The organism is Terriglobales bacterium, assembly GCA_035457425.1.
Classification (GTDB): domain Bacteria; phylum Acidobacteriota; class Terriglobia; order Terriglobales; family Acidobacteriaceae; genus JACPNR01.
This window is the reverse complement of sequence record DATIBR010000036.1, coordinates 1-20,683: the sequence shown is the minus strand read 5'-3', so window position 1 is coordinate 20,683 and position 20,683 is coordinate 1. Positions and strand designations below refer to the sequence as shown.

Annotated in this window: 12 protein-coding genes; 6 read left to right on the top strand and 6 right to left on the bottom strand. The window is 66.9% G+C overall.

Translation table 11 applies throughout. The annotated features are described in order from the left end of the window. Positions 1 to 242 (top strand): hypothetical protein (locus tag VLA96_03075; GenBank protein ID HSE48170.1); only part of this gene is annotated, 242 nt, incomplete at its 5' end. Here VLA96_03075 and VLA96_03070 read toward each other — a convergent pair. Beyond that, entirely contained in the window at positions 239 to 3,685 is a 3,447-nt protein-coding gene (locus VLA96_03070) for an acyl-[ACP]--phospholipid O-acyltransferase (protein HSE48169.1), read from the bottom strand. The two genes, VLA96_03075 and VLA96_03070, sit on opposite strands and share 4 nt — an antisense overlap. Positions 3,686 to 3,843: 158 nt before the next feature. Here VLA96_03070 and VLA96_03065 point away from each other — a divergent pair, with 158 nt between their 5' ends. After that, complete coding sequence (locus VLA96_03065; GenBank protein ID HSE48168.1) at positions 3,844 to 5,151, top strand: NCS2 family permease; 1,308 nt, start codon at positions 3,844 to 3,846, stop codon at positions 5,149 to 5,151. 113 nt (positions 5,152 to 5,264) lie between these two features. Here VLA96_03065 and VLA96_03060 read toward each other — a convergent pair whose 3' ends face one another. The 4 genes from VLA96_03060 to VLA96_03045 form a co-directional block, all read right to left on the bottom strand. After that, positions 5,265 to 8,465 (bottom strand): hypothetical protein, encoded by a 3,201-nt coding sequence (locus VLA96_03060; GenBank protein HSE48167.1) that lies wholly within the window; start codon positions 8,463 to 8,465, stop codon positions 5,265 to 5,267. A 31-nt stretch (positions 8,466 to 8,496) separates the two neighbouring features. Further along, the gene (locus tag VLA96_03055; protein ID HSE48166.1) at positions 8,497 to 9,333 is read right to left on the bottom strand and encodes a hypothetical protein; all 837 of its coding nucleotides are present in this window, start codon (positions 9,331 to 9,333) and stop codon (positions 8,497 to 8,499) included. Positions 9,334 to 9,517: 184 nt separating this feature from the next. Beyond that, positions 9,518 to 12,649: a multidrug efflux RND transporter permease subunit gene (locus VLA96_03050; protein ID HSE48165.1), complete on the bottom strand. Its 3,132-nt coding sequence runs from the start codon at positions 12,647 to 12,649 to the stop codon at positions 9,518 to 9,520. 75 nt (positions 12,650 to 12,724) lie between these two features. Continuing rightward, positions 12,725 to 13,807, bottom strand: a complete 1,083-nt coding sequence (locus tag VLA96_03045; GenBank protein ID HSE48164.1) for an efflux RND transporter periplasmic adaptor subunit — start codon at positions 13,805 to 13,807, stop codon at positions 12,725 to 12,727. Positions 13,808 to 13,953: 146 nt separating this feature from the next. Between VLA96_03045 and VLA96_03040 the strand changes: the two genes are divergently transcribed. From VLA96_03040 to VLA96_03030, 3 genes are all read left to right on the top strand, one after another. Further along, positions 13,954 to 14,145, top strand: a complete 192-nt coding sequence (locus VLA96_03040) for a hypothetical protein (protein HSE48163.1) — start codon at positions 13,954 to 13,956, stop codon at positions 14,143 to 14,145. Positions 14,146 to 14,253: 108 nt separating this feature from the next. Beyond that, positions 14,254 to 15,543 carry a TolC family protein gene (locus VLA96_03035; GenBank protein HSE48162.1) on the top strand — a complete coding sequence of 430 codons (1,290 nt, stop codon included), beginning with the start codon at positions 14,254 to 14,256 and terminating at the stop codon, positions 15,541 to 15,543. Between the two features lie 87 nt (positions 15,544 to 15,630). Next, a complete protein-coding gene (locus tag VLA96_03030; GenBank protein ID HSE48161.1) occupies positions 15,631 to 17,079 on the top strand; it encodes a prolipoprotein diacylglyceryl transferase family protein in 1,449 nt (482 codons plus the stop codon). Between the two features lie 20 nt (positions 17,080 to 17,099). Here the strand turns inward: VLA96_03030 and VLA96_03025 are convergent, their stop codons facing one another. Then, positions 17,100 to 18,845 carry a hypothetical protein gene (locus tag VLA96_03025; GenBank protein HSE48160.1) on the bottom strand — a complete coding sequence of 582 codons (1,746 nt, stop codon included), beginning with the start codon at positions 18,843 to 18,845 and terminating at the stop codon, positions 17,100 to 17,102. Between the two features lie 183 nt (positions 18,846 to 19,028). On the opposite strand from VLA96_03025, the gene hpnJ reads away from it, so the two are divergent. Then, positions 19,029 to 20,510, top strand: a complete 1,482-nt coding sequence (gene hpnJ, locus VLA96_03020) for a hopanoid biosynthesis associated radical SAM protein HpnJ (protein HSE48159.1) — start codon at positions 19,029 to 19,031, stop codon at positions 20,508 to 20,510. Positions 20,511 to 20,683 lie beyond the last annotated feature (173 nt).

Below are 20,683 nucleotides of genomic sequence, written 5' to 3'. Positions count from 1 at the left end.
ACCTGCAGCGCGGCGGGTCGCCGACGGCCTTCGACCGCATGCTGGCGACGCGCTACGGCATGGGCGCGATCGACATGGTCCACAAGGGCCAGTCCGGCTGCATGGTCGCGCTCAAGGGCACGGACATCGTGTCGATCCCGATCGCCGAGGCCATCGGCAAGACGCGCCTGGTGGGCGACGACCTGATCGAGGTCGCGCTCGGGTTGCACGAGATGCTGCCGAAGAAGGAAGAAGTGGTCTAGGCGGGCGCGCCTTTTTCGGCGGTCGAGAGCTGCGTCGCGAGCTCGCGGATGCGGCGCAGGTCGAGCTTCCCTGTCCCCAGGTACGGCAGCGCCTCCACGCGCATGAACTGATTGGCGCGGGGCTTCCAGAGGGGCGGCAGGTCACTGGCCGCAAACTTTTCCAGCACCGGCTTGAGCTGCTCGTCGGGCAGGGTGTGCAGCACGACGAGGCGCTCGCCCTTCTTCTCGTCGGGCACGGCGGTCACGGCGAAGGCCTGCTCCGGGCTTTCGGCGAGCTCGTGCAGCTTCTCTTCCACCTTGAGGTGCGGGACCATCTCGCCGCCGATCTTGGAGAAGCGGCTCAGGCGGTCGGTGATGGTGAGGAAGCCGTCCTCGTCCATGGCGGCGATGTCGCCGGTGGTGTACCAGCCGTCGCGCAGGACGTCGGTGGTCTTGTCAGGGCGGCCGAGGTAGCCCTGCATCACGTTGGGTCCGCGGACGAGGAGCATGCCGGGCCGGCCGGTGGGGAGCGCGACGCCGGTGTCGGGATCGACGACGCGGACGCTCATACCCGGCAGGGGGTGGCCGATGCCGCCGCGCTTGTGCCCGACCTGGCGGAAACCGGGCGCGCGATAGTCGCGCGTATTCACCGCGACGACCGGCGCGCACTCGGTGCAGCCGTAGCCTTCGAGCGGGCGAATGCCGAAGGTGTCTTCGAAGGCGTCGGCGAGGCGCTGCGGAAGCTTCTCCGCGCCGACGATGACGAACTGGAGCGAGCCGAGGTCCTCGGGCGGGATGCGGCGGACGTAGGCCTGGAGGAACGTCGGCGTGGCGACCATGAACGTGGCGCGGTACTTCGCGACCAGGCCGCCGATGACGCGGGCGTCGAGCGGGTTCGGGTGATAGACCACGCCGATGCCGAGGTTCGCCGGCATCCACAGGCAGACCGTGAAGCCGAAGGAGTGGAAGAACGGCAGGATGCCGAGCACCTTGTCGTCGCCCTGGAGCGCGAAGGTCTGGCCGATCTGCTCGACGTTCGAGCCCACGTTGAAGTGCGAGAGCATCACGCCCTTCGGGTCGCCGGTCGAACCGGAGGAGAAGATGATGGTCGCAAGGTCGTCGATCTTCGCCGCTTGCTTGCGGCCGAGGGCGCGCTCGAGCAGCGGCATGGGGAAGGTCCACGCCATGACAAAGGCCGCGAGCTTCTCGAAGAAGCCGGGGTTGGCGGCGAGGTCCTCGAGCAGCACCGTCTTGCCGGGGACGGCGATCTTCACCTTCTCAAGGAAGAGCTGCGAGGTGATGACGGTCTGGAGGTTCGTCTGCCGCGCAGAGGACGCCACGGCTTCGTCGGAGGCGGTGTAGTTCAGGTTCACCGGCACCTTGCCGATGAGCACGGCGGCGAAGTTGACGAGCGCGCCGGCGACCGAGGGCGGCAGAAGAACGCCCACCATCTCCTGTCCTTGCCAGACTTTCCTCAAGCGACGTGCGAGGAAGACGGTCTTCACCAGCGCGCCGCCGAAGCGGAGCTTCTCGACCTTCCAGTCGGCCATGAAGAAGCGGAAGGGATGGTGGCGGGCGGTGTGGACGAAGCCGCGGTGCAGCGGCAGCATCTTCTGCTTGCGGTGGCGAGGCCAGGCCTCGGTGTGGAGCGCCTGCACGGCGTTGCGCACTTCGAGCGCCGTGGAGGTCGCGGGCATCGGCTTGCCGAAGCTGACGGTGACCGGATACGGGATGCGCCGCGGCCACTTCCACAGGAAGCGTCCGGCTTCGAAGCTGAAGATGGAGCCCCAGACGCCGTCGAGGTGCACGGGCACGATGGGGGCGTCGACGTCTTTCATGATGCGCTCGAAGCCGCGGCGGAACGGAAGGAGCTGCCCGATGCGCGTGATCTGGCCTTCGGCGAAGATGCAGACGACCTGGCCGCGCTGGATCGCGCTGGTAGCCTCGCGCAGCGAGCGGATCATCTCGCGCGGGCGCTGCTGGCTGGAGATGGGGATGGCCTTCATGATCTTCGCCCACGGCTTCACCACCGGGTGCTCATAGATGGCCTGGAAGATGAGGAAGCGAACGAAGCGGTCGGTGGAGGCCATGAGCAGGAGCGCGTCGACGAACGAGAGGTGGTTGCTGACGAGCAGCGCGCCGCCGCGCTCGGGGATGTTCTCGCGCCCTTCGACGCGGATCTTGTAGATGGTGCGGGTGGCGAACCAGAGCGCCAGGCGGAGAAGCGCGTCGGGCAGCAGGCGGACGGCGTAGATGGTGGCGCCGACGATGATCCAGCCGGTGGCGAAGAAGATGGCGCGCGGGGGCAGGCCGGCGACGGTCTGCAGCAAGTAGTAAAGGCCGGCGGCGATGGCCATGCCGACGAAGGAGAGCAGGTTGGTGGCGGCGATCACGCCGCCCTTCTTGTCCTCGGTGGGGCGGTGCTGGATGGCAGCGTTGATGGGCACGGCGAAGAAACCGGCGAAGAAGCCGACCATGCCGAGCAGCATCATGGCGGAGCGCATGTCGCGGCCGAAGTAGGAGAGCGCGATGGCGAAGATGCTCATGCCGATGGCGCCGAGCGGGATGAGCCCGTACTCGATCTTTTCGCCGGAGACGTAGCCGGCGATGAACGAGCCGATGCCGATGCCGATGGCCACGGCGGCGAGCAGCAGGCCGTTCTCGGTGTCGTGGAGTTGCAGGTAGTCGTGGCCGAAGAAGTAGACGTTGTTCGTCATGAGCGCGGCGACGAACCAGAAGAACGTGGAGCCGACCACGCAGAGGGCGAGCACGTTGTCCTCGGCGATGAGGCGCATCTTCTCCCACAGGTCGGCGACGAAGTTGGCGCGGAACTTCCGGGAAGGCGCGGCCGCGGGCACGGGCGTCACGCCGAAGCTGGCCAGCAGGCCGAGCACGCTCAGCCCCAGCAGGATGAAGCCGGAAACATACGGCGTGGCGTGGAACCGGTCGGAAAGGAACGCGCCCGCGATGGAGCCGCTCAGCGAGGCGAGGAACGTCCCGAGCTCGATGACGCCGTTGCCCCAGGAGAGCTTCTCGGTCGGCAGCAGCTCCGGCAGCAGGCCGTACTTCGATGGTCCGAAGAGCGCGGCCTGGGTGCTCAGCAGGAAGACGGCGACAAACAGGATGGAGAGGTCGCCGCGCCACAGGCCGATGAGCACGACCAGCATCACGCCGATCTCCATCAGCTTGGTGGCGATGGTGACGGTGCGCTTGCTGTAGCGGTCGGCGAGGAAGCCGCCCGACATCGAGAACAGGATGAAGGGGATATTGAAGAGCGCGTTGACCAGCACGCCGTACTTGTTGCGCGTGGCCTCCGGGATGGCCATGCCGAGGACAAAGAAGATGGCCAGGTTCTTGAGGACGAGGTCGCTGAAGGCGCCCTGGAACTGGGTGGCGATGAGCGCCCAGAAGCCGCGCAGGGGGCGCGTTTGGGGCGCGGGCTGAGGGCTGGCCGCTGTGCTCATGCGATAGGGGGCGCGGGCGGTGATTCTAACCCATCCCTAGAACGCAACCGCGGATTCCTCTTGCATGGCGGTTTTAGCTCAGGCAGTCTCGTGCGTTCCGTGGAAATGCAGGTCCCTCGACTCGTCCGGGATGACCTCCGTAAGGTGAGAGAAGCTGCATGGACGCCGTCGCACGCTACTTCCGCTTCGAGCAGCACAAGACCGGCTACGGGCAGGAGGCCGTGGCCGGCCTGACGACGTTCATGACGATGAGCTACATCATCATCGTGAACCCGGCGATCATGGCGGCGGCGGGGCTGCCGAAGGAAGCGTCGATGGTCGCGACGGTGGTGACGGCGATCTTCGGCACGGTGCTGATGGGGGTGTATGCGAACCGGCCGTTCGCCATCGCGCCCTACATGGGCGAGAACGCGTTCCTGGCGTTCACCGTCGTTGGGCAGCTGCACTTCCACTGGACGCAGGCGCTGGGCGCGGTGTTCATCGCGGGCGTGCTGTTCATCGTGCTGACGATCACCAAGGTCCGCCAGTGGCTGCTGGACGCGGTGCCGATGAACCTGCGCTACAGCTTCGCGGTCGGCATCGGGCTGTTCATGACGTTCATCGGGCTGAACGAGACCGGCATCGTCACGGTCGGCGTCGCGGGCGCGCCGGTGCGCACCGGGCACCTGACGTCGGCGCCGGTGCTGGTGGCGGTGTTCGGCTTCCTGCTGATCGCGGTGCTGATGATCCGCAAGTTCCCGGGCGCGATCCTGGTGGGGATCGCGGCGACCACGCTGCTGGCATTCGTCACCGGCGTGGCGCAGTGGCCGGCGGAGTACGTGAGCGCGCCGCCCAGCCTGGCGCCCATCTTCCTGAAGATGGACCTGAAGGGCGCGCTCTCGGTGGGGTTCCTCGGCGTGGTGCTGGTCATCTTCGTGATGGCGTTCGTGGACACCATGGGCACGCTCATCGGGCTCTCGGCGCGCGCCAACCTGCTGGTGGACGGCACGCTGCCGCACATCGAGCGGCCGATGCTGGCGGACGCGCTGGCGACGACGTTCGCGGCGGTCAGCGGGACCTCGACCGCGGGCGCGTACATCGAGTCTGCGACCGGCATCGAGAGCGGCGGGCGCACCGGCTTCACTTCCCTGGTCACGGCGGCGTGCTTCGGGCTGGCGCTGTTCTTCGCGCCGCTGGTGGCGGCGGTGCCGCCGCAGGCCTACGGGCCGGCGCTCATCATCGTCGGGCTGCTGATGCTGGCGCCCATCGTGAGGATCGACTTCAACGACTACACGGAACTCATCCCGGCGTTCGCGGTCGTCGCGCTGATGAGCTTCACCTACAACATCGGCGTCGGAATCACCGCCGGATTCGTGCTGGCGCCCTTCTGCAAGCTGGTGGCCGGGCGGGTGCGCGAGGTGAAGCCGGGCCTGTGGGTGCTGGCGGGGCTGTCGCTGATGTTCTTCGTGTTCTATCCCTACGTGTAACCCCTCGCGGCGATAGGGCTTCCTCGACTCGCGCTCGCTGCTGCTCGCGCTTCGCTCGGAATGACAAGAGAAAAGGGCCGGGGGAGTCGCCGGCCCCTACCCTCGCGAAAGAATCACTTCTCTTTCTTGTTCCACTCCTCGCGCGACATCACGGTGATAGGCGCGAGCTTCTTCCCTTCCAGCGCGTGGTTGAGCGCGGGGAGGGCCTTGTCGGTCGCGGCCTTGAAGTCCGCCGCGGCCTTGTCGAGGCGCTGGCTGATCGTGGTGAAGTTGTCGGCTTGGTCGCGGGTGGGCCGGCCGTCGTACTGGTTGACGGCGCCGTAGAGGATGCCGAGCTTCTCGCGGATCCTCTCCTCGCCGGTAATGCCGCCGCCTTCTTTCACGGCCACCAGCACGCCACGCTGTCTTTCCAGGTCGGCGGCGAGCTGTTCGAGCTGCGCGCGCAGCGCGTCGCCGGCAGGGAGCTTGGCGGCGCGGTCGCGGGCGGCGTCGCGCACGCTGACCACGCTCTCCACGACATACGAGAGGTCGGTGAGGCGGTTGTAGAGCTTCATCACCAGGTCGTGCTGCGCGGCGCGGTCGGCGGCGGTGTGCGTGGAGCGCGGGTCGGGCACCAGCTTGAACTGCGTGGTGTACGTCTCCTTCCCCTTGGTCATCTTCACGCTGTAAGCGCCGGGCGCGATGCGCGGCCCGAAGAACGCGTACTGGTTCTGGATGATGGAGGCGCCGGCCGGGATCTTCGGCGGCTTCATGCGCGTGGGGATCTCGAGGCGTACGAGCCCTTTGCGCTTGTTGCCGGAGACGCTGGTGACCAGGCCGCCCTTGGCGTCGGAGACCTCGACCTTGAGGTCGCCGAACATGTGGCGCTTCTTCTGGTAGTACGCCACGGAAGCGTTGTCACTGAGCGGCCGGCCGTCCCATTCCTGGTCGCCGTCGAAGCGCTGCTCGTTCATAGGGATGAGGAGCACCGAATCGCGGACGGGGAGGAAAGCGGCGTCGGCGTTCAAGACGTCGGCGGTCAGCGCGCGGATGGGCGTGAGGTCGTCGACGACGTAGAAGCCGCGGCCGTGCGTGGCGATGAGCAGGTCACGGTCGCGCGGGTGCACCGCGACGTCGCGCACCGGGACGTTGGGCAGGTTGCCGGTGAACTGCGCCCAGTTCATGCCGCCATCAAGCGAGAGGAACAGCCCCAGCTCGGTGCCGACGAACAGCAGGTTGGACTTCACGGTGTCTTCGCGGATGACGTGCGCAAAGCCCTGGATGGCGGACGTGGCCAGCGACTTCCACGTCCGGCCGTAGTCCGCAGTCTTATAGACGTAGGTCTTCATGTCGCCGGTCATGTGGCCGTCGAAGGTGGCGTACGCCGTGCCGGGGGCGAAGCGGCTGGCGACGACGGAGGAAACCCAGGTGTTGGGCGGAAGGCCGGGAACGTTCTTCACGACGTTGTTCCAGGTCTTGCCGCCGTCGCGCGTGAGCTGCAGGTTGCCGTCGTCGGTGCCGGCCCAGAGGACGAGCGCGTCGAGCGGCGACTCGGAGATGGCGAAGATGGTCTCGTAGGCCTCGGCGTCGGAGTTATCCACGGTGACGCCGCCGGACTCCTCCTGCTTGAGCCACTCCGGGTTGTTGGTGGTGAGGTCGGGGGAGATGCGCGCCCAGGTGTCGCCGCGGTCGGTGGAGCGCATGAGGAACTGGCTGCCGAGGTAGAGCGCGCCGGACTTGGCGCCGATGTGCATGCCGGTGTTCCAGTTGAAGCGCAGCTCGGGCTCGCCCGGCTTGGGGAGCGGCCGGATGTCCTTCATCTCGCCGGTGGACTTGCGCAGGCGCGAAGCGTGGCCGCCCTGGTACTCGACGAAGACGATGTCGGGATCTTTGGGGTCGACCATCGCCCAGAAGCCGTCGCCGAAGCCGATGTTGCGCCAGTGGCGGTTGTAGATGCCGCCGGGATAATTCGACGGCCCCATCCAGGTGCCGTTGTCCTGCAGGCCGCCGTAGACGTTGTAGGGACGCTCCATGTCGTAGCTCACGTGGTAGAGCTGCGCGATGGGGATGTTGGAGTAGAAGCGGAAGTGGCCGCCGCGGTCGAACGAGGCGTAGATGCCGCCGTCGGTGCCGACCAGGAGGTGCTCGTTGTTCTGCGGGTCGATCCAGACGGCGTGGAAGTCGCCGTGCGCGCCTCCGCCGCCGCCGATGCCCGAACCGGAGAAGGTCCTGCCGCCATCGTCGGATACGGTGAAGTTGAACCCCGGCTTGTAGAGGCGGTCGGGGTTGACGGGGTCGACGACGAGGCGCGCGAAGTAGAACGGGCGCCCCGTCAGGTTGAAGGCGTTGTTCATCTCCTTCCAGGTGGCGCCGGCATCGTCGGAGCGATAGAGCGCGGTGCGCTTCGCCTCGACCAGGGCGTAGACGCGGTTGGCCATGCTGGGCGCGACCACGACGGCGATGCGGCCGATCGGGTCTTTTTCGCCGCCGGCGGGCAGGCCGTTAGTGAGCTTGTTCCACGTCTTGCCGCCGTCGGTGGACTTGAAGAACGCGCTCTTGGGGCCGCCCGACTCGAAGCTGTAGGGCTTGCGGCGGAACTGCCACATGCCGGCGTAGAGCACGTCGGGGTTCGTGGGATCCATGGAGAGGTCGGCGCAGCCGACGTCGGGATCGACGTAGAGCACGCGCGTCCAGGTCTTGCCGCCGTCGACGGTCTTGTAGAGACCGCGCTCCTCGTTGGCGTTCCACAGGTGGCCGGTCGCGCAGACGTAGACCATGTTGGAATCCTTGGGATTGATCACGATGCGCGCGATGCGCTCGGAATCCTTCAGGCCGAGGAACTGCCAGTTGTCGCCGCCGTCGGTCGAGCGATAGACGCCCGCGCCCACGGAGACGCTGTTGCGCGTCCAGGATTCGCCGGTGCCGACCCAGATGGTCTTCGGGTTGTTGGGATCCACCTTGACGGCGCCGATGGAGAGCACCGGCTGCTTGTCGAAGACAGGCTGGAAGGTGACGCCGTTGTCGCGCGAGCGAAAGACGCCGCCGGCAGCCGCGCCGACGTAGATGGTGAGCTTCTGGCCTTCGTGGACGGCGTCAAGGTCGGCCACGCGGCCGCCGGTGACGGCGGGACCGATGGGCCGCGCCTCGTAGCCGCCGAAGGTGTCGGAATCGATGGGGGCGGCGGCCGGCGCCGCGACCTTCGCAGCCGCCGGTCTCGCTGCCGGACGCGCAGCCGGCGACTTTTGCGGTTGCTGCGCCAGCGCCGAGACGGCCAGCGCCGCCAGGAGCCACACGGAGAGCATGGGGACGCGAAGGTCCCGCAGGAACGTGATCATGATTCCCTCGCCTGAATAAAGGTTCGGGGCCCTACTGCTTGGGTTTGTCTTCCGTCTTCGGTTTGTCCGCAGGCTTGGCCGGCGGCGGGTTGGTCTGCGCGGGCTCCTTCTTCTCCTCCGGAGAGGCCGCGGCCGGCGCGGGCGGCGGCATGTTGAAGATGGCCGCGTCCACCGGGACGTTGATCTCGATCTTGTCCATGATGAACTTCTGCCGCTCGGGGCGGCCCTTGGGGCCGGCCTCCACCGCGTGCGCCATCATCATGCCGTCGACTTCCTTGTAGTCGCCGATGGAGGCTTCGCTCTCGACGATGTTGCCCTGGCGCGTCCGCTTCGACTCGCTCTTGATCTCGAGGAAGCTGTCGGCGTCGAGATAGAGCAGCTTCTCCGTCCCGTTCTTCATCGTGACCTTGAGCTTGTAGGCGTCGGCGCCCTCAACCTTCTCCTTGCCCAGCAGCTCGACCTTGTTGCCCTTCTCCTTGTAGTCGACGAGCGGGCCGTCGATGTCGGAGTCGTCGGCCATCTCCTTGGCTTCGTCGGGCGAGACCGGCTCGGGGTCCTTCTTTCCCTGGAACGGCATGAGCTGCCAGCCGTTGGTGCCGTCGTAGGCCTGGATGCCGGTCATGCCCTGGACGTGGATCTCCAGGCGCTGCTTGTTGGGGCGCATCTGGTAGGCGGTGATGGGGAGTTCCATGCCGTTGGGCAGCGCCAGCCGGCCGGTAGCCTTCATGGTGTTGACGGACTTGAGCTTAGCCATGCCGCCGTGGGCTTCGATGTTCTTAGCGATGACCTGGTCGACGGTCAGCTCCTGCGCGAGCAGCGGCAGGGCGATGAACAGGATCAGGGCGGCGAGTAAGAGCTTGCGTTGCATCGAGAGTTCTCCTGTGTGTAGGCGTGGGCTGGCAAGCCGCGCGAAGGTTAGAGCGCCGAATCATCGCGCAGCAGGTAAGTGACTGGAACGGTTGACGATACGCCCCGGCCTCCCGAGAGTCAAATGCGCGCCACGGAGGCGCTGGAAGTGATACGGGGGCGCGTGAGGGGAAGTTCCACGACAGCTAGTCGTCGGCTTCGCTCTCGCGCAGCGCGGCCTGCTGCACGTTCAGCGGGATGGCGCTGCGCACGATGACGTACAGGATGGGGATGATGAACAGGTTGAGGAAGGTGGAGACGATCATCCCGCCGAAGACGGTGGTGCCGACGGAGTGGCGGCCTTCGGCACCGGCGCCGGTGGCGAACACCAAAGGCGTGACGCCGAGGATGAAGGCGACCGAGGTCATCAGGATGGGGCGCAGGCGGAGGCGCGCGGCTTCCACGGCGGCCTCGAACAGGCCCATGCCGCGTTGCTGGAGCTGCTCGGCGAACTCGACGATCAGGATGGCGTTCTTGCTGGCCAACCCGATGAGCATGAGCAAGCCGATCTGGCAGTACACGTCATTCTGCTGGCCCTTCAGGTACTGCCCGACGAGCGCGCCGAGCACGCCCATCGGCACCGCGAGCAGGATGATGAACGGCAGCACGAAGCTCTCGTACTGCGCGGAGAGCGTGAGGTAGACGACGAGCAGGCCGAGTCCGAACAGGATCATGGACTGGCCGCCGGACTGGATCTCCTCGAGCGCGAGGCCGGTCCACTCGAAGCTGTAGCCCACCGGCAGGTTCTGGCGCGCGACTTCCTCCATCACCTGGATGGCCTGACCCGAGCTGTAGCCCGGGGCGGCGCTGCCGTTGATCTCGGCCGTGCGGAACAGGTTGTAGTGGCTGATGACGGAGGAGCTGGTGGTCTCGCTGACGTTCACCAGGCTCTCGAGCGGGACCATCATGCCGTTGTCGGCGCGGACGTAGAACTGGCGCAGGTCGCGCGGCTGCGTGCGGTACTGCTTGTCGGCCTGCACGTAGACGCGGTAGGAGCGGTTGTTGAAGTCGAAGTCGTTCACGTACTGCGAACCCATGTAGATGGCCAGCGCCGAGGTGATCTGCGAGAACGGCACGCCCAGGCTCTTCGCCTTCTCGCGGTCGATGGTCACGAGGTACTGCGGCTCGCGCGCGCTGAAGCTGGAGAAGAGCCCCTGCAGCTCCTTGCGCTCACGCGCCTTGCCGAGCAGTCCGTTGAGCGCGCTCTGCATCTCTTCCAGCGTGCCGGGGCCGGTCTGCTGCAGCTGGAACTGGAACCCGCCGTAGGCGCCCAGGCCTTCGACGGGCGGCGGCGCGAACGGCACCACGATGGCTTCGTTGATGCCCATCAGCGGCCCGCGGAGGTGGTTGATGACCGCGGTGGTGGAGTGCTCATCTCCCTTGCGCTGGTCGAATCCTTTCAGGCTGATGAAGATCATGGCGCGGTTGGAGGCCGCGCCGCCGAAGCTGAAGCCCGGCACCGCGAACACGCCCTCGATGTCCTGGCTCTGGGCGAGGACCGCCGTCACTTTGTCGGCGACCTTGGTCGTGTACTCCAGCGACGCGCCGTCGGGCGCCTGCACCAGCACCATGAACCATCCCTGGTCTTCCTCTGGGACGAACGCGGTCGGCACCAGCCGGTAGGCGCCGTAGGTGAGCGCGAGCCCGACGAGGAACACCGCCACCACCGCGGTCTTGCGGCCTTCCAGGTAGCCGAGCCATCCGGTGTAGCGCTGGGTGAAGCGCTTCAGCGCCTCGTCGAAGCCACGGAAGAGCGCGTTCTTCTTGCCGTGGGTGGATCGCAACAGCAGCGCGGAGAGCGCGGGCGTGAGCGTGAGCGCGTTGAAGGCCGAGAGCGCGATCGAGAACGCGATGGTCAGCGCGAACTGCTGGTAGAGACGGCCGGTCGTGCCGGGGAACAGCGACACGGGGACGAACACCGCTATCAGCACCAGCGAGGTGGCGATGACGGCGCCGGTGACCTCGCCCATCGCGACTTCCGACGCCTGGCGGGCGTCGTGCAGGCCCTCCTCGAGGTGGCGCTCCACGTTCTCGATGACGACGATAGCGTCGTCGACGACCAGGCCGGTGGCGAGCGTGATGCCGAACAGCGTGAGCGTGTTGATGGAGAATCCGAAGAGCTTGACGAAGGCAAAGGTGCCGATGAGCGACACCGGGATGGTGACGGCGGGGATGAGGGTCGAGCGCCAGCTCTGCAGGAACAGAAAGATGACGAGGATGACGATGATGATGGCTTCGACCAGCGTCTTGAGCACCTCGCGGATGGACTCGCCGACCGCGATGGTGGTGTCGAAGGCGATGGCGTACTTCAGCCCCGGGGGGAACTGCCTGGAAAGCTGCTCGAGCGCGTCGCGCACGCCTTTGTCGACTTCGAGCGCGTTGGCGTTGGAGAGCTGCATCACGCCGATGCCGATGGCCTCGTGGCCGTTGTAGGTGAGGTTGGAGGAGTAGCCCTCGGCGCCCAGCTCGGCGCGGCCGACGTCGCGCAACTGGACGAGCGAGCCGTCGGGTCCGCGCTTCAGGATGATGCTCTCGAACTCGCGCGGTTCCGAGAGCCGGCCGACCGCGCGCACCGAGATCTGGAAGGCCTGCGACGAGAAGGTGGGCGGCTGCCCGACCTGGCCGGCGGCGACCTGGACGTTCTGCTCGCGCAGCGCGGCGACCACGTCGCCGGGCGTGAGGTTGCGCTTGGCGAGCCGGATGGGGTCGAGCCACAAGCGCATGGCGTACTTGCGCTCGCCGAAGATGATGACGTCGCCCACGCCCTTCACGCGTTTGAGCGCGTCGCGGACGTAGACGTCGAGATAGTTGGAGATGAAGAGCGAGTCGTACTTGCCGTCGGGCGAGTAGAACCCGGCAGCCATGACGAACGAGCCCGAGTTCTTGAAGATCTGCACGCCGGTGGTCTGGACCTCGGCGGGCAGGCGGCCGAGCGCGGTGGAGGCGCGGTTCTGCACGTCGACGGCGGCGATGTCGACGCTGCGGTTCAGGTCGAAGGTGGCGGTGATCTGGCTGGAGCCATCGTTCGCGCTCTGCGAGCTGATGTAGCGCATGCCCTCGGCTCCGTTGATGGCCTGCTCGAGGATGGTGGTGACGCTGGTCTCGACCGCCTGCGCGTTCGCGCCGGTGTAGAACGACCCTACAGTGATCTGCGGCGGCGCCAGCGTCGGGAACTGCGCGACCGGCAGCGTGGGGATGGCGATGGCGCCCGCCAGGATGATGAGCAGCGAGCACACCGTCGCGAACACCGGACGTCGAATGAAGAACTTTACAAACATCGCTTCCCTGTTCGGTAGCTGTCAGGTGGCAGCCGGTAGTGGGCCTGGCTCTTGTTAGCCACGAACTCCCGACTACTAACTGCCTGGGTTTACCGGCATGCCGTCAGCCAGCATCTGCACGCCGCTGACGATGACCTTCTCGCCGGGATTGATGCCGTCGAGCACCACGTAATCGTTGCCGATGACCTCGCCGAGCTTCACCGAGCGCTGCTTGGCGACGGTCTTGCCGTTCTCGCTGGCCGCGACGAAGGCGAAGGTCTGGCCCGCCAGCCGCGAGACCGCCGTCACCGGGATCATCGGGCGTTCCTGCTCGCGGAAGATGACGCGCGCGTGCACCACCTGCTCGTTGCGGAAGCGCCGCTCGGCGTTCGGCACGTTGGCCTTGAGCAGCAGCAGCTGCGTCTCGGGGTCGACGCGGGGCGAGACGAACGAGGCCGTGGTCCGCGCCATCGGCTTGCCCTCTTCGTCGAGCAGCTCGATGGGCATGCCGACCCTCACTTCGCCGCTCTTTTCCGCGGGGACGGAGATGTAGGCCTCGAGGTCGCCGCCGGTGTCGAGCGTGGTCAGGATGGTCTGATTGGTGACGCGGTCGCCCACACGCACGGGAATGTCGCCGACGATGCCCGCCTCCGGCGCCTTCACCAGGAAATAGTGAAGCTGGACGCGCTGCTGGCGGACATCGGCCTGCGTGGCGTCGAGCTCGGCCTTGGAGGCGTCGTAGGCAGCCTGCGCGAGGTCGAGTTCCTGCTTCGAGATCACGCCGGCGGCAAACAGGTTCTTCTTCCGCTGGAGGTCCTGGCCGGTGTAGGCGACGGCGGCTTCGCGGGCGCGCGTGCCGGCCTCCTGCGAGACCACGGTCGCTTCCTGTTTGCGGGGGTCGATCTCCAGGAGCGGCTGGCCGGCCTGCACCGATTGCCCGGCGCGGACGTGGATGCGCGTGACCTGGCCTTCGACCTCCGGCTGCAGCACGGAGGCGTGGCGCGAACGCAGCGTCGCGATGTACTCGGTGAAGTCACCGACCTTCTGCAGGCTGGCCGTCTGGACTTTGACCGGCATCGCGGGCGGTCCGCCGGCGCCTTCTACCTTGTTCTTGCCGCAGCCGGCGAGCACGGCAAGGGCGATCAGGAGTGCGACTGGGGTCTGGGGGCGTTGCAGCATTTGCTTCCGGTCTCCAAAGTATGAACGGATGATGATTGCGCAGGGTCCCGAACTCTTGAGTGTAGATGAGGCGGGCGCGAACACGATGCGAAAAGTTTGCGAACACCGCTGCGGGACGGGCACTATTACCCCAACAGGAGGCCAGCATGTCGCAAAGTGCATACACCAAGCTCGCGGCGTTCATCTTCGCGCTGCAAGCCGCCGCGCAGCTCGCGCGCTCGGTCCTACAGACACCGGCAGCCATCGGGAACTTCCAGATACCGGTGTGGTTCAGCTACGTCGCGGTCGTGTTCCTCGGCGTGCTGTCATGGCTGGGATTTCGCGCGGCACGGAGCTAGGACGACTCATCGCCGGGATGCGTCATTCCGTTGCAAACGTGTCTCCAGTCGATTACAACCAATCGTCTAATAGAAGCCCCACCCAACTCACTCCCCACAGGTGATGTGATGAAAGCTCGCGCGCTGTGCCTTGTCCTGATGATCCTCGCGGTGCTCTCGGCGGCCGACGCCGCCGCCGAGGCGGTGCCGTTCCGGCGCGCCATCGAGCTGGCGCTGCGGCACAGCGGGACGATGGCCATCGCGTCGGCCGACCAGCAGCGCGCGCACGCCAACTACCTCGAGCTGCGCAACATGTACCTGCCGCAGGTGACGCTCGGCTCCGGGCTGGGCTACTCGTACGGCTACCCGATGTCCATCGAGGGCTCCGCGCCCACCATCTTCAACGTCGACACGCGGCAGTACGTCATCAACCCCAGCCATCGCGCGTTCATGAAAGCGGCGAAGGTGGACTGGAACGCGACCGCGCTCAACAACCAGGACAAGCGCAACCAGGTGATCCTGGAGACTTCGAGCGCCTACATCGAGCTCGACAAGCTGACCTCGGCGATGCACGTGCAACAGCAGCAGGAGCAGGCCGCGCTGCGCATGGAGCAGATCACGGGGGAGCGCGTGCAGGCCGGCCTGGACGCCGAAGTCGCGCTGACGAAAGCGAAGCTGGCGACCGCGCGCGTCCGGATGCGGATGGCGCAGGCCGCCGGCGCGGCCGACGTGCTGCGCATGCGGCTCTCGCAGTTGACCGGCCTGCCGGCCGATTCGATCGAGACGGTGACGGAGAGCGTGCCGCGGCTACCGGACGTAAGCCAGGAGGAGAACCTGAGCGAGAAGGCCGCGAACGCCAGCCCGGCGGTGCGCTTCGCGGACGAGACCGCGCGCGCGAAGCAGCTGCGCGCCGAGGGCGAGCACAAGTCGCTCTGGCCGCAAGTCGACCTCGCGGGCTCCTACGGCATGTTCGCCAGGTTCAACAACTTCGAAGACTTCTTCAAGAAGTTCCAGCGCAACAACGCGAGCATCGGCCTGGCCATCCGCTTCCCTGTCCTGAACTTCTCGGGACGCGCGCACGCCGAAGCCGCGGACGCCGAGGCCATCCGCGCGAAAAAAGAAGCCGAGGGCGTGAAGCAGCAGGTGTCGTCGGAGACGCTGCGGCTGCAGCGCACGGTGAAACAGCTGGCGGCGGCGCGCGAGGTCGCTCGGCTGGAGCACGCGCTGGCGCGGTCGGACGTGGACTCGGTGAACGCGCGCGTGCAGGCCGGGACGGCCTCGCTGCGCGACCAGGAAGAGGCGCGCGTGGCCGAGGCCGAACGCTACTCGCAGTTCCTCGATGCCGATTTCGAGCTCAGCAAGGCGCAGATGCAGCTCCTGACGATGACGGGCGAGATCGAGGGCTGGGCGCTGAAGTAGGCCGGCAGCTCGCGGCCTGCCGGCTCGCGGCAGCGTGCCTCCGCGGCGAGCCGCCAGCGGTCAGCCGCCGGCCTTTATACTGCTCGCTTGTTCCCCTATATCAAGATCGGACCGCTCGAGCTCGGCACGTTCGGGCTCGTGGTGTGGCTGGCGCTGGTCGCCAGCTACTACGTGCTGCGCGGCGAATTCCGGCGGCGGCGGCTGCCGGGCGATGCCGCGAACCTGACGCTGCTGCTGGGCGTGATGGGCGTGGTCGGTGCGAAACTCTACTCGGCGTTCGAGACGCCGCATGAGCTGGCCGCGCATCCCTTCGAGACCCTCTTCAGCCGCACAGGCTTCACGTGGCACGGTTCGCTCGTCTTATGCGCGCTGACGCTGCTGTGGTGGGCGCGCCACCACAGGGTCCCAGTGCTCGTCCTGCTCGACGCGTGCGCGCCCGCGACCGCGCTCGGCTACGGCATCGGACGGCTGGGCTGCCTGGTCTCGGGCGACGGCGATTACGGCATCCCGACTTCCCTGCCGTGGTGCATGCGCTTCCCGAACGGGCTGGTGCCGACCAGCGAGTGCGTCCACCCGACGCCCATCTACGAACTCATCCTCAGCGCGCTCATCTTCTGGTTCCTGTGGAACGAGGGCAAGCGGGCAGCGCAGCTGCAGCGGCCCGCGGGGACGGTGCTGGGCGAGTATTTCTTCCTGACGGGCGCGGCGCGGTTCTTCATCGAGTTCATCCGGTACATCGAGGGCAAGAGCTTCGCATTGGGCGAGAGCTTCGGGCGCGGCTTCGTCGACTGGTACAACGGCGTATTCGGCATCACGCTGCCGGCGGGATATCCGCACGCGCTCGATACGGCGCAGTTGTTCTCGCTGGGCGAGATGCTGCTGGGAGCGGCGCTGATCGCGGTGGTCGTGCCGCGCTTCCTGCGCGGAAAAGAGGAGCACCGCATCCTGGAGCATACGGCAGCCTTCGGCGAGGCGACGCAGCCGGAGTACACGCCCGCGACCGCGGAGTGCCCGCATCCGGAGCGCTGGCGGATGTACGACACGATGAGCGCCGAGGTCGAGGTGCTCGACTTCCTGAAGGAGCTGGTGAAGACGGCGAAGCCGCGGCTCATCGTGGAGACCGGGACCTTCACCGCGCTCTCGACCATCCGTCTGGCCGAGGGCCTGCGCGAGAACGGCGAGGGCAAGCTCGTCACCATCGAATACGACCCCAGGGTGTTCGCGAAGGCGAAAGAGCGCGTGGAGGCCTCGGGCGTGGCGCGCTGGATCGAGATGCGCAACGAGTCGTCGCTCGACGCGAAGGTGGATGGCCAGATCGACCTGCTGTTCTGCGACTCCGACCTCGCCATCCGGGAGCAGGAGGTGCGGCACTTCCTGCCGCAGATGAGCCCGAACGGGCTGATCCTGATGCACGACGCCAGCACGCACTACAAAGTCGTGCGCGAGCAGGCTCTGCGGATGCAGGCGGAAGGACTGCTCTCCGTGGTATTCCTGCCAACCCCGCGTGGCCTGGTGATCGCGCAGGCGAAGCGGTAGAGACGGCCTTCTGGGCGCCTCTACCGAGAGATCTTGCAGGCGCGTGGCGGGCTCGTCTTCTCGTTCCAACGAAAGGCGCGGAAGCGCTCGCCCGCGACAACGCGTGTGCGGACGCCGTCGATGGTCGCGGGGATCGCCGCGTGCGCCTTGCCGCGCTCGACATAAATGATCATCGCCGTCTCGCCGGGCGCGTCGTCGCTGCGGCCCACGCCAACGCCCACGATGCCCGCCTGCTGCAGCAGGGCCGGCGCGTTGCGCTCCTTGGCGGCCAGGCCGCGCTGGAACTCGTCGCGTTCCAGCGCAAGTGGCCGCGTGCCACCGGCCGCCTGCTCGCTGCGCGCGGTGAACGTAGTCCCGCGGATGACCTTGGTGCGCACGCCTTCGATCTCGCGCGGCACCGGTTGTAGCGTGGCGCCGCTCAGGTAGACCACGATGGCGGGCTCGCCCGGCTGGTCGTCGCTGTGGCCCACGCCGACGCCCGAGATCGCGGGGTCCGACATCAGTGAGGCCGCCCACTTTTCTTTCACGCCCATGGCGCGCGCGAGGGCCCCGGTCGAAAGCGGAGCACTTGCTCCAGCCGGCGCGGCGGCGGATTGCACCGTCGCGGTCGGGGCGCAGCTCACCCCGTGGTCGCTCCCGCCGACGATCGTCGGTAAGGACTTCGTGGTGCTGTTCTGGAGCGCCTGCAGCACGTCCTGGATGGGGTTGGCGACGGTGCTGGTGTCGTTGCCGGCGAAGAGCAGGGCGACGGGCCGCGCGTTGTCGGAGGTGACGACGAGCGAGCCGGAGTCGCCGCCGGCGCTGAAGCTGCCGCCCCCGACCACCACCTGGCCGTGGAAGGTGACGGTAAAGGCCTTCGCGCCGCCGCAGGATCCGTCGTAGTCCACCGAGACGCTGGTGCTGACCGACTGCAGCGCAGAGCAGGTGAGGCCGGTGCTGCGTCCGCTCTTCGCCACCCCGGTGTTCGAGCTCATGACGGTGGCGGGATCGGCGAGTGTCGACGACGGCGGGGCGGCAGCGATGCTGGTCGAGCCGGCCGGTCCCAGCGCGAGAATGCTGCCGCTGGTCGCGACCTGGCCGTCCACGATCTTGCCGATGGCGGCATCGACGTTGCTGCTTTGGAGCGGCGCCTTCTGCGTGAGGTGCGCGACCACCTTGCCCGCGCTGCAGTTGTTGTCGGCGAGTCCGGGCTGGCCGATGGGGTCGCCGGCGTCACCCTTGTCGGACTTCGCGAGGACGTGGTTGTTGCTCAGGATGAAGAGGTCGCCGTCGCGCCGCAGGAGCGCGCCCAGCGTGCCCGAGCAGCACAGGGTCGCAGTCAGGTCGGTGTTGTTGCCGCCGCTGGTGCCGAGCTTGATGGGCGTGTCCTCCGGCTTCGCGTTGGTGTTCGGGTAGACGACGGTCACGCTGGATTTGCCGCGCTGGTTGCTGTTGGCGGTCGCGGTGGCGGTGATGGTGACCTTGTTGTCGGCGGGAAACTTGTCAGGTGCGGTGTAGAAGCCGCCGGCGGTGATGGTGCCGACCGCGGCGTTGCCGCCGGCCACGCCTTCGACGCTCCACGTTACCGCGGGCGTGGTCCCGGAGCTGGCCTTCACGCTGAATTGGCGGCCGGTGCCGAGCGCCAGGGTGGCGCTGCTGGGCGAGACGACCAGGCTGGCGGCGGTCGCGGGCGGAGGCTGCGTCGGCGCCGCCTTGGATCCGCCTCCGCCACATCCGAGGGAGACCAGTACCAACCCAGCCGCAACGCCCATCGCAATCACTCTCATGACCCGTACCTCATGGCCCAAACCGCGGACACCAGAATGTGAGATGCACCCGCAGCGCTGGAGGCAAGGCCGAGCCCACCGCGGAAATTCGCAACAAGATGTCGCCTTGGATGGGGTCGCCTTGTCTAATCGGGGTGGCTTGGTGGGCTCGGCAAACCCTGTTAAGATAACGACTTAATCAAAATGTCTGTGCTCAAAACCCTCTTCCTGAATCCGCCTTCTTTCGAGAACTTCGACGGCGGGGCGAGCAGCCGTTGGCCTGCTACCCGCGAGATCGAGTCCTATTGGTACCCGGTATGGCTGGCCTATCCGGCCGGAATGCTGGAGGGCTCGCGCCTGCTGGACGCGCCGCCGCACCACGTCTCCGGGCAGGAGACCATCGAGATCGGCAAGCAGTACGAATTCCTCGTGCTGTTCACCTCCACCCCCGGCTGGAAGGGGGACCAGGCGCTGGCGACGGCGATGAAAGCGGCCAATCCGAAGCTGAAGGTCTGCTTCGTCGGGCCGCCGGTCACCACCGAACCGAACCGCGCGCTGACCGAGTGCCCGGCCATCGACTTCGTCGTGCGGCGCGAATTCGACTTCGCGACCGTGGAGTTCGCGCAGGGCAAGCCGCTGCACGAGATCCTCGGCATCAGCTACCGCGACCCGCAGACGGGCCAGATCGTGCACACGCCCGACCGCCCGCCGGTCGAGGACCTGGACGCGCTGCCGCACGTCACCGACGTCTACAAGCGCGACCTCGACGTCACCAAGTACAACGTGCCGTTCCTGCTCTACCCGTTCGTCTCGCTCTACTCCACGCGCGGCTGCCCGGCGCAGTGCACCTTCTGCCTGTGGCCGCAGACGCTGAGCGGGCATCCCTGGCGCCAGCGCTCGGTCGACGACGTGGCCGCGGAGATGGCCAAGGCGAAGGAGCTGTTCCCGCACGTCCGCGAGTTCTTCTTCGACGACGACACCTTCAACATCCAAAAGGCGCGCACCATCAAGCTGTGCGAGAAGCTGAAGCCGCTCGGGCTGACGTGGTCATGCACCTCGCGCGTCACCACCGACTACGAGACGCTGAAGGCGATGAAGGAAGCCGGCTGCCGCCTGCTCATCGTGGGCTACGAGTCGGGCGACCCGCAGATCCTGAAGAACATCAAGAAGGGCGCCACGGTCGAGCGCGCACTCGCGTTCTCCAAGGACTGCAAGAAGCTCGGGCTAGTGGTGCACGGGGACTTCATCCTCGGCCTGCCGGGGGAGACCAAGCAGACCATCCGCAAGACCATCGAGTTCGCCAAGGAGATCGACGCGGAGACGATCCAGGTGTCGATCGCGCACGCGTATCCGGGCACCGAGCTCTACGACTGGGCTGACAAGAACAACTTCATCCTCAAGGGCGCGAACATGGTGGACGAAGGCGGCCACCAGCTCGTCATGCTCCAGTACCCGGGCCTGCCGCGCGAGTACGTGATGGAGATGGTCAACAAGTTCTACGACGAGTACTACTTCCGCCCGAAAGCCATCTTCCGCATCGTGCGGAAAGCGGCGTTCGACTCGGTGGAGCGCAAGCGCCTCTACAAGGAAGCCAAGGCGTTCCTGAAGCTGCGCGCCGCGCGCATGAAGCTGAGCAAGAGCCAGCAGGAAGAGCGCGCGCAAAAAGCCGCGGCGGCGGAAGCGTAGTCCTTCCCTCTTCATGGACCTGAAGAAGTATCTCGTGTTGGCGGGGATCATCGTCTCCGGCGCGGTGGGAGACGTGTTGCTGGCGCGCGGCATGAAGACCATGCCGCAGATCGAGATGCACGAGCTCGGCAGCGTGGTCGCCGCCATCCTGAATCCCTGGGTCGCCGGCGGCA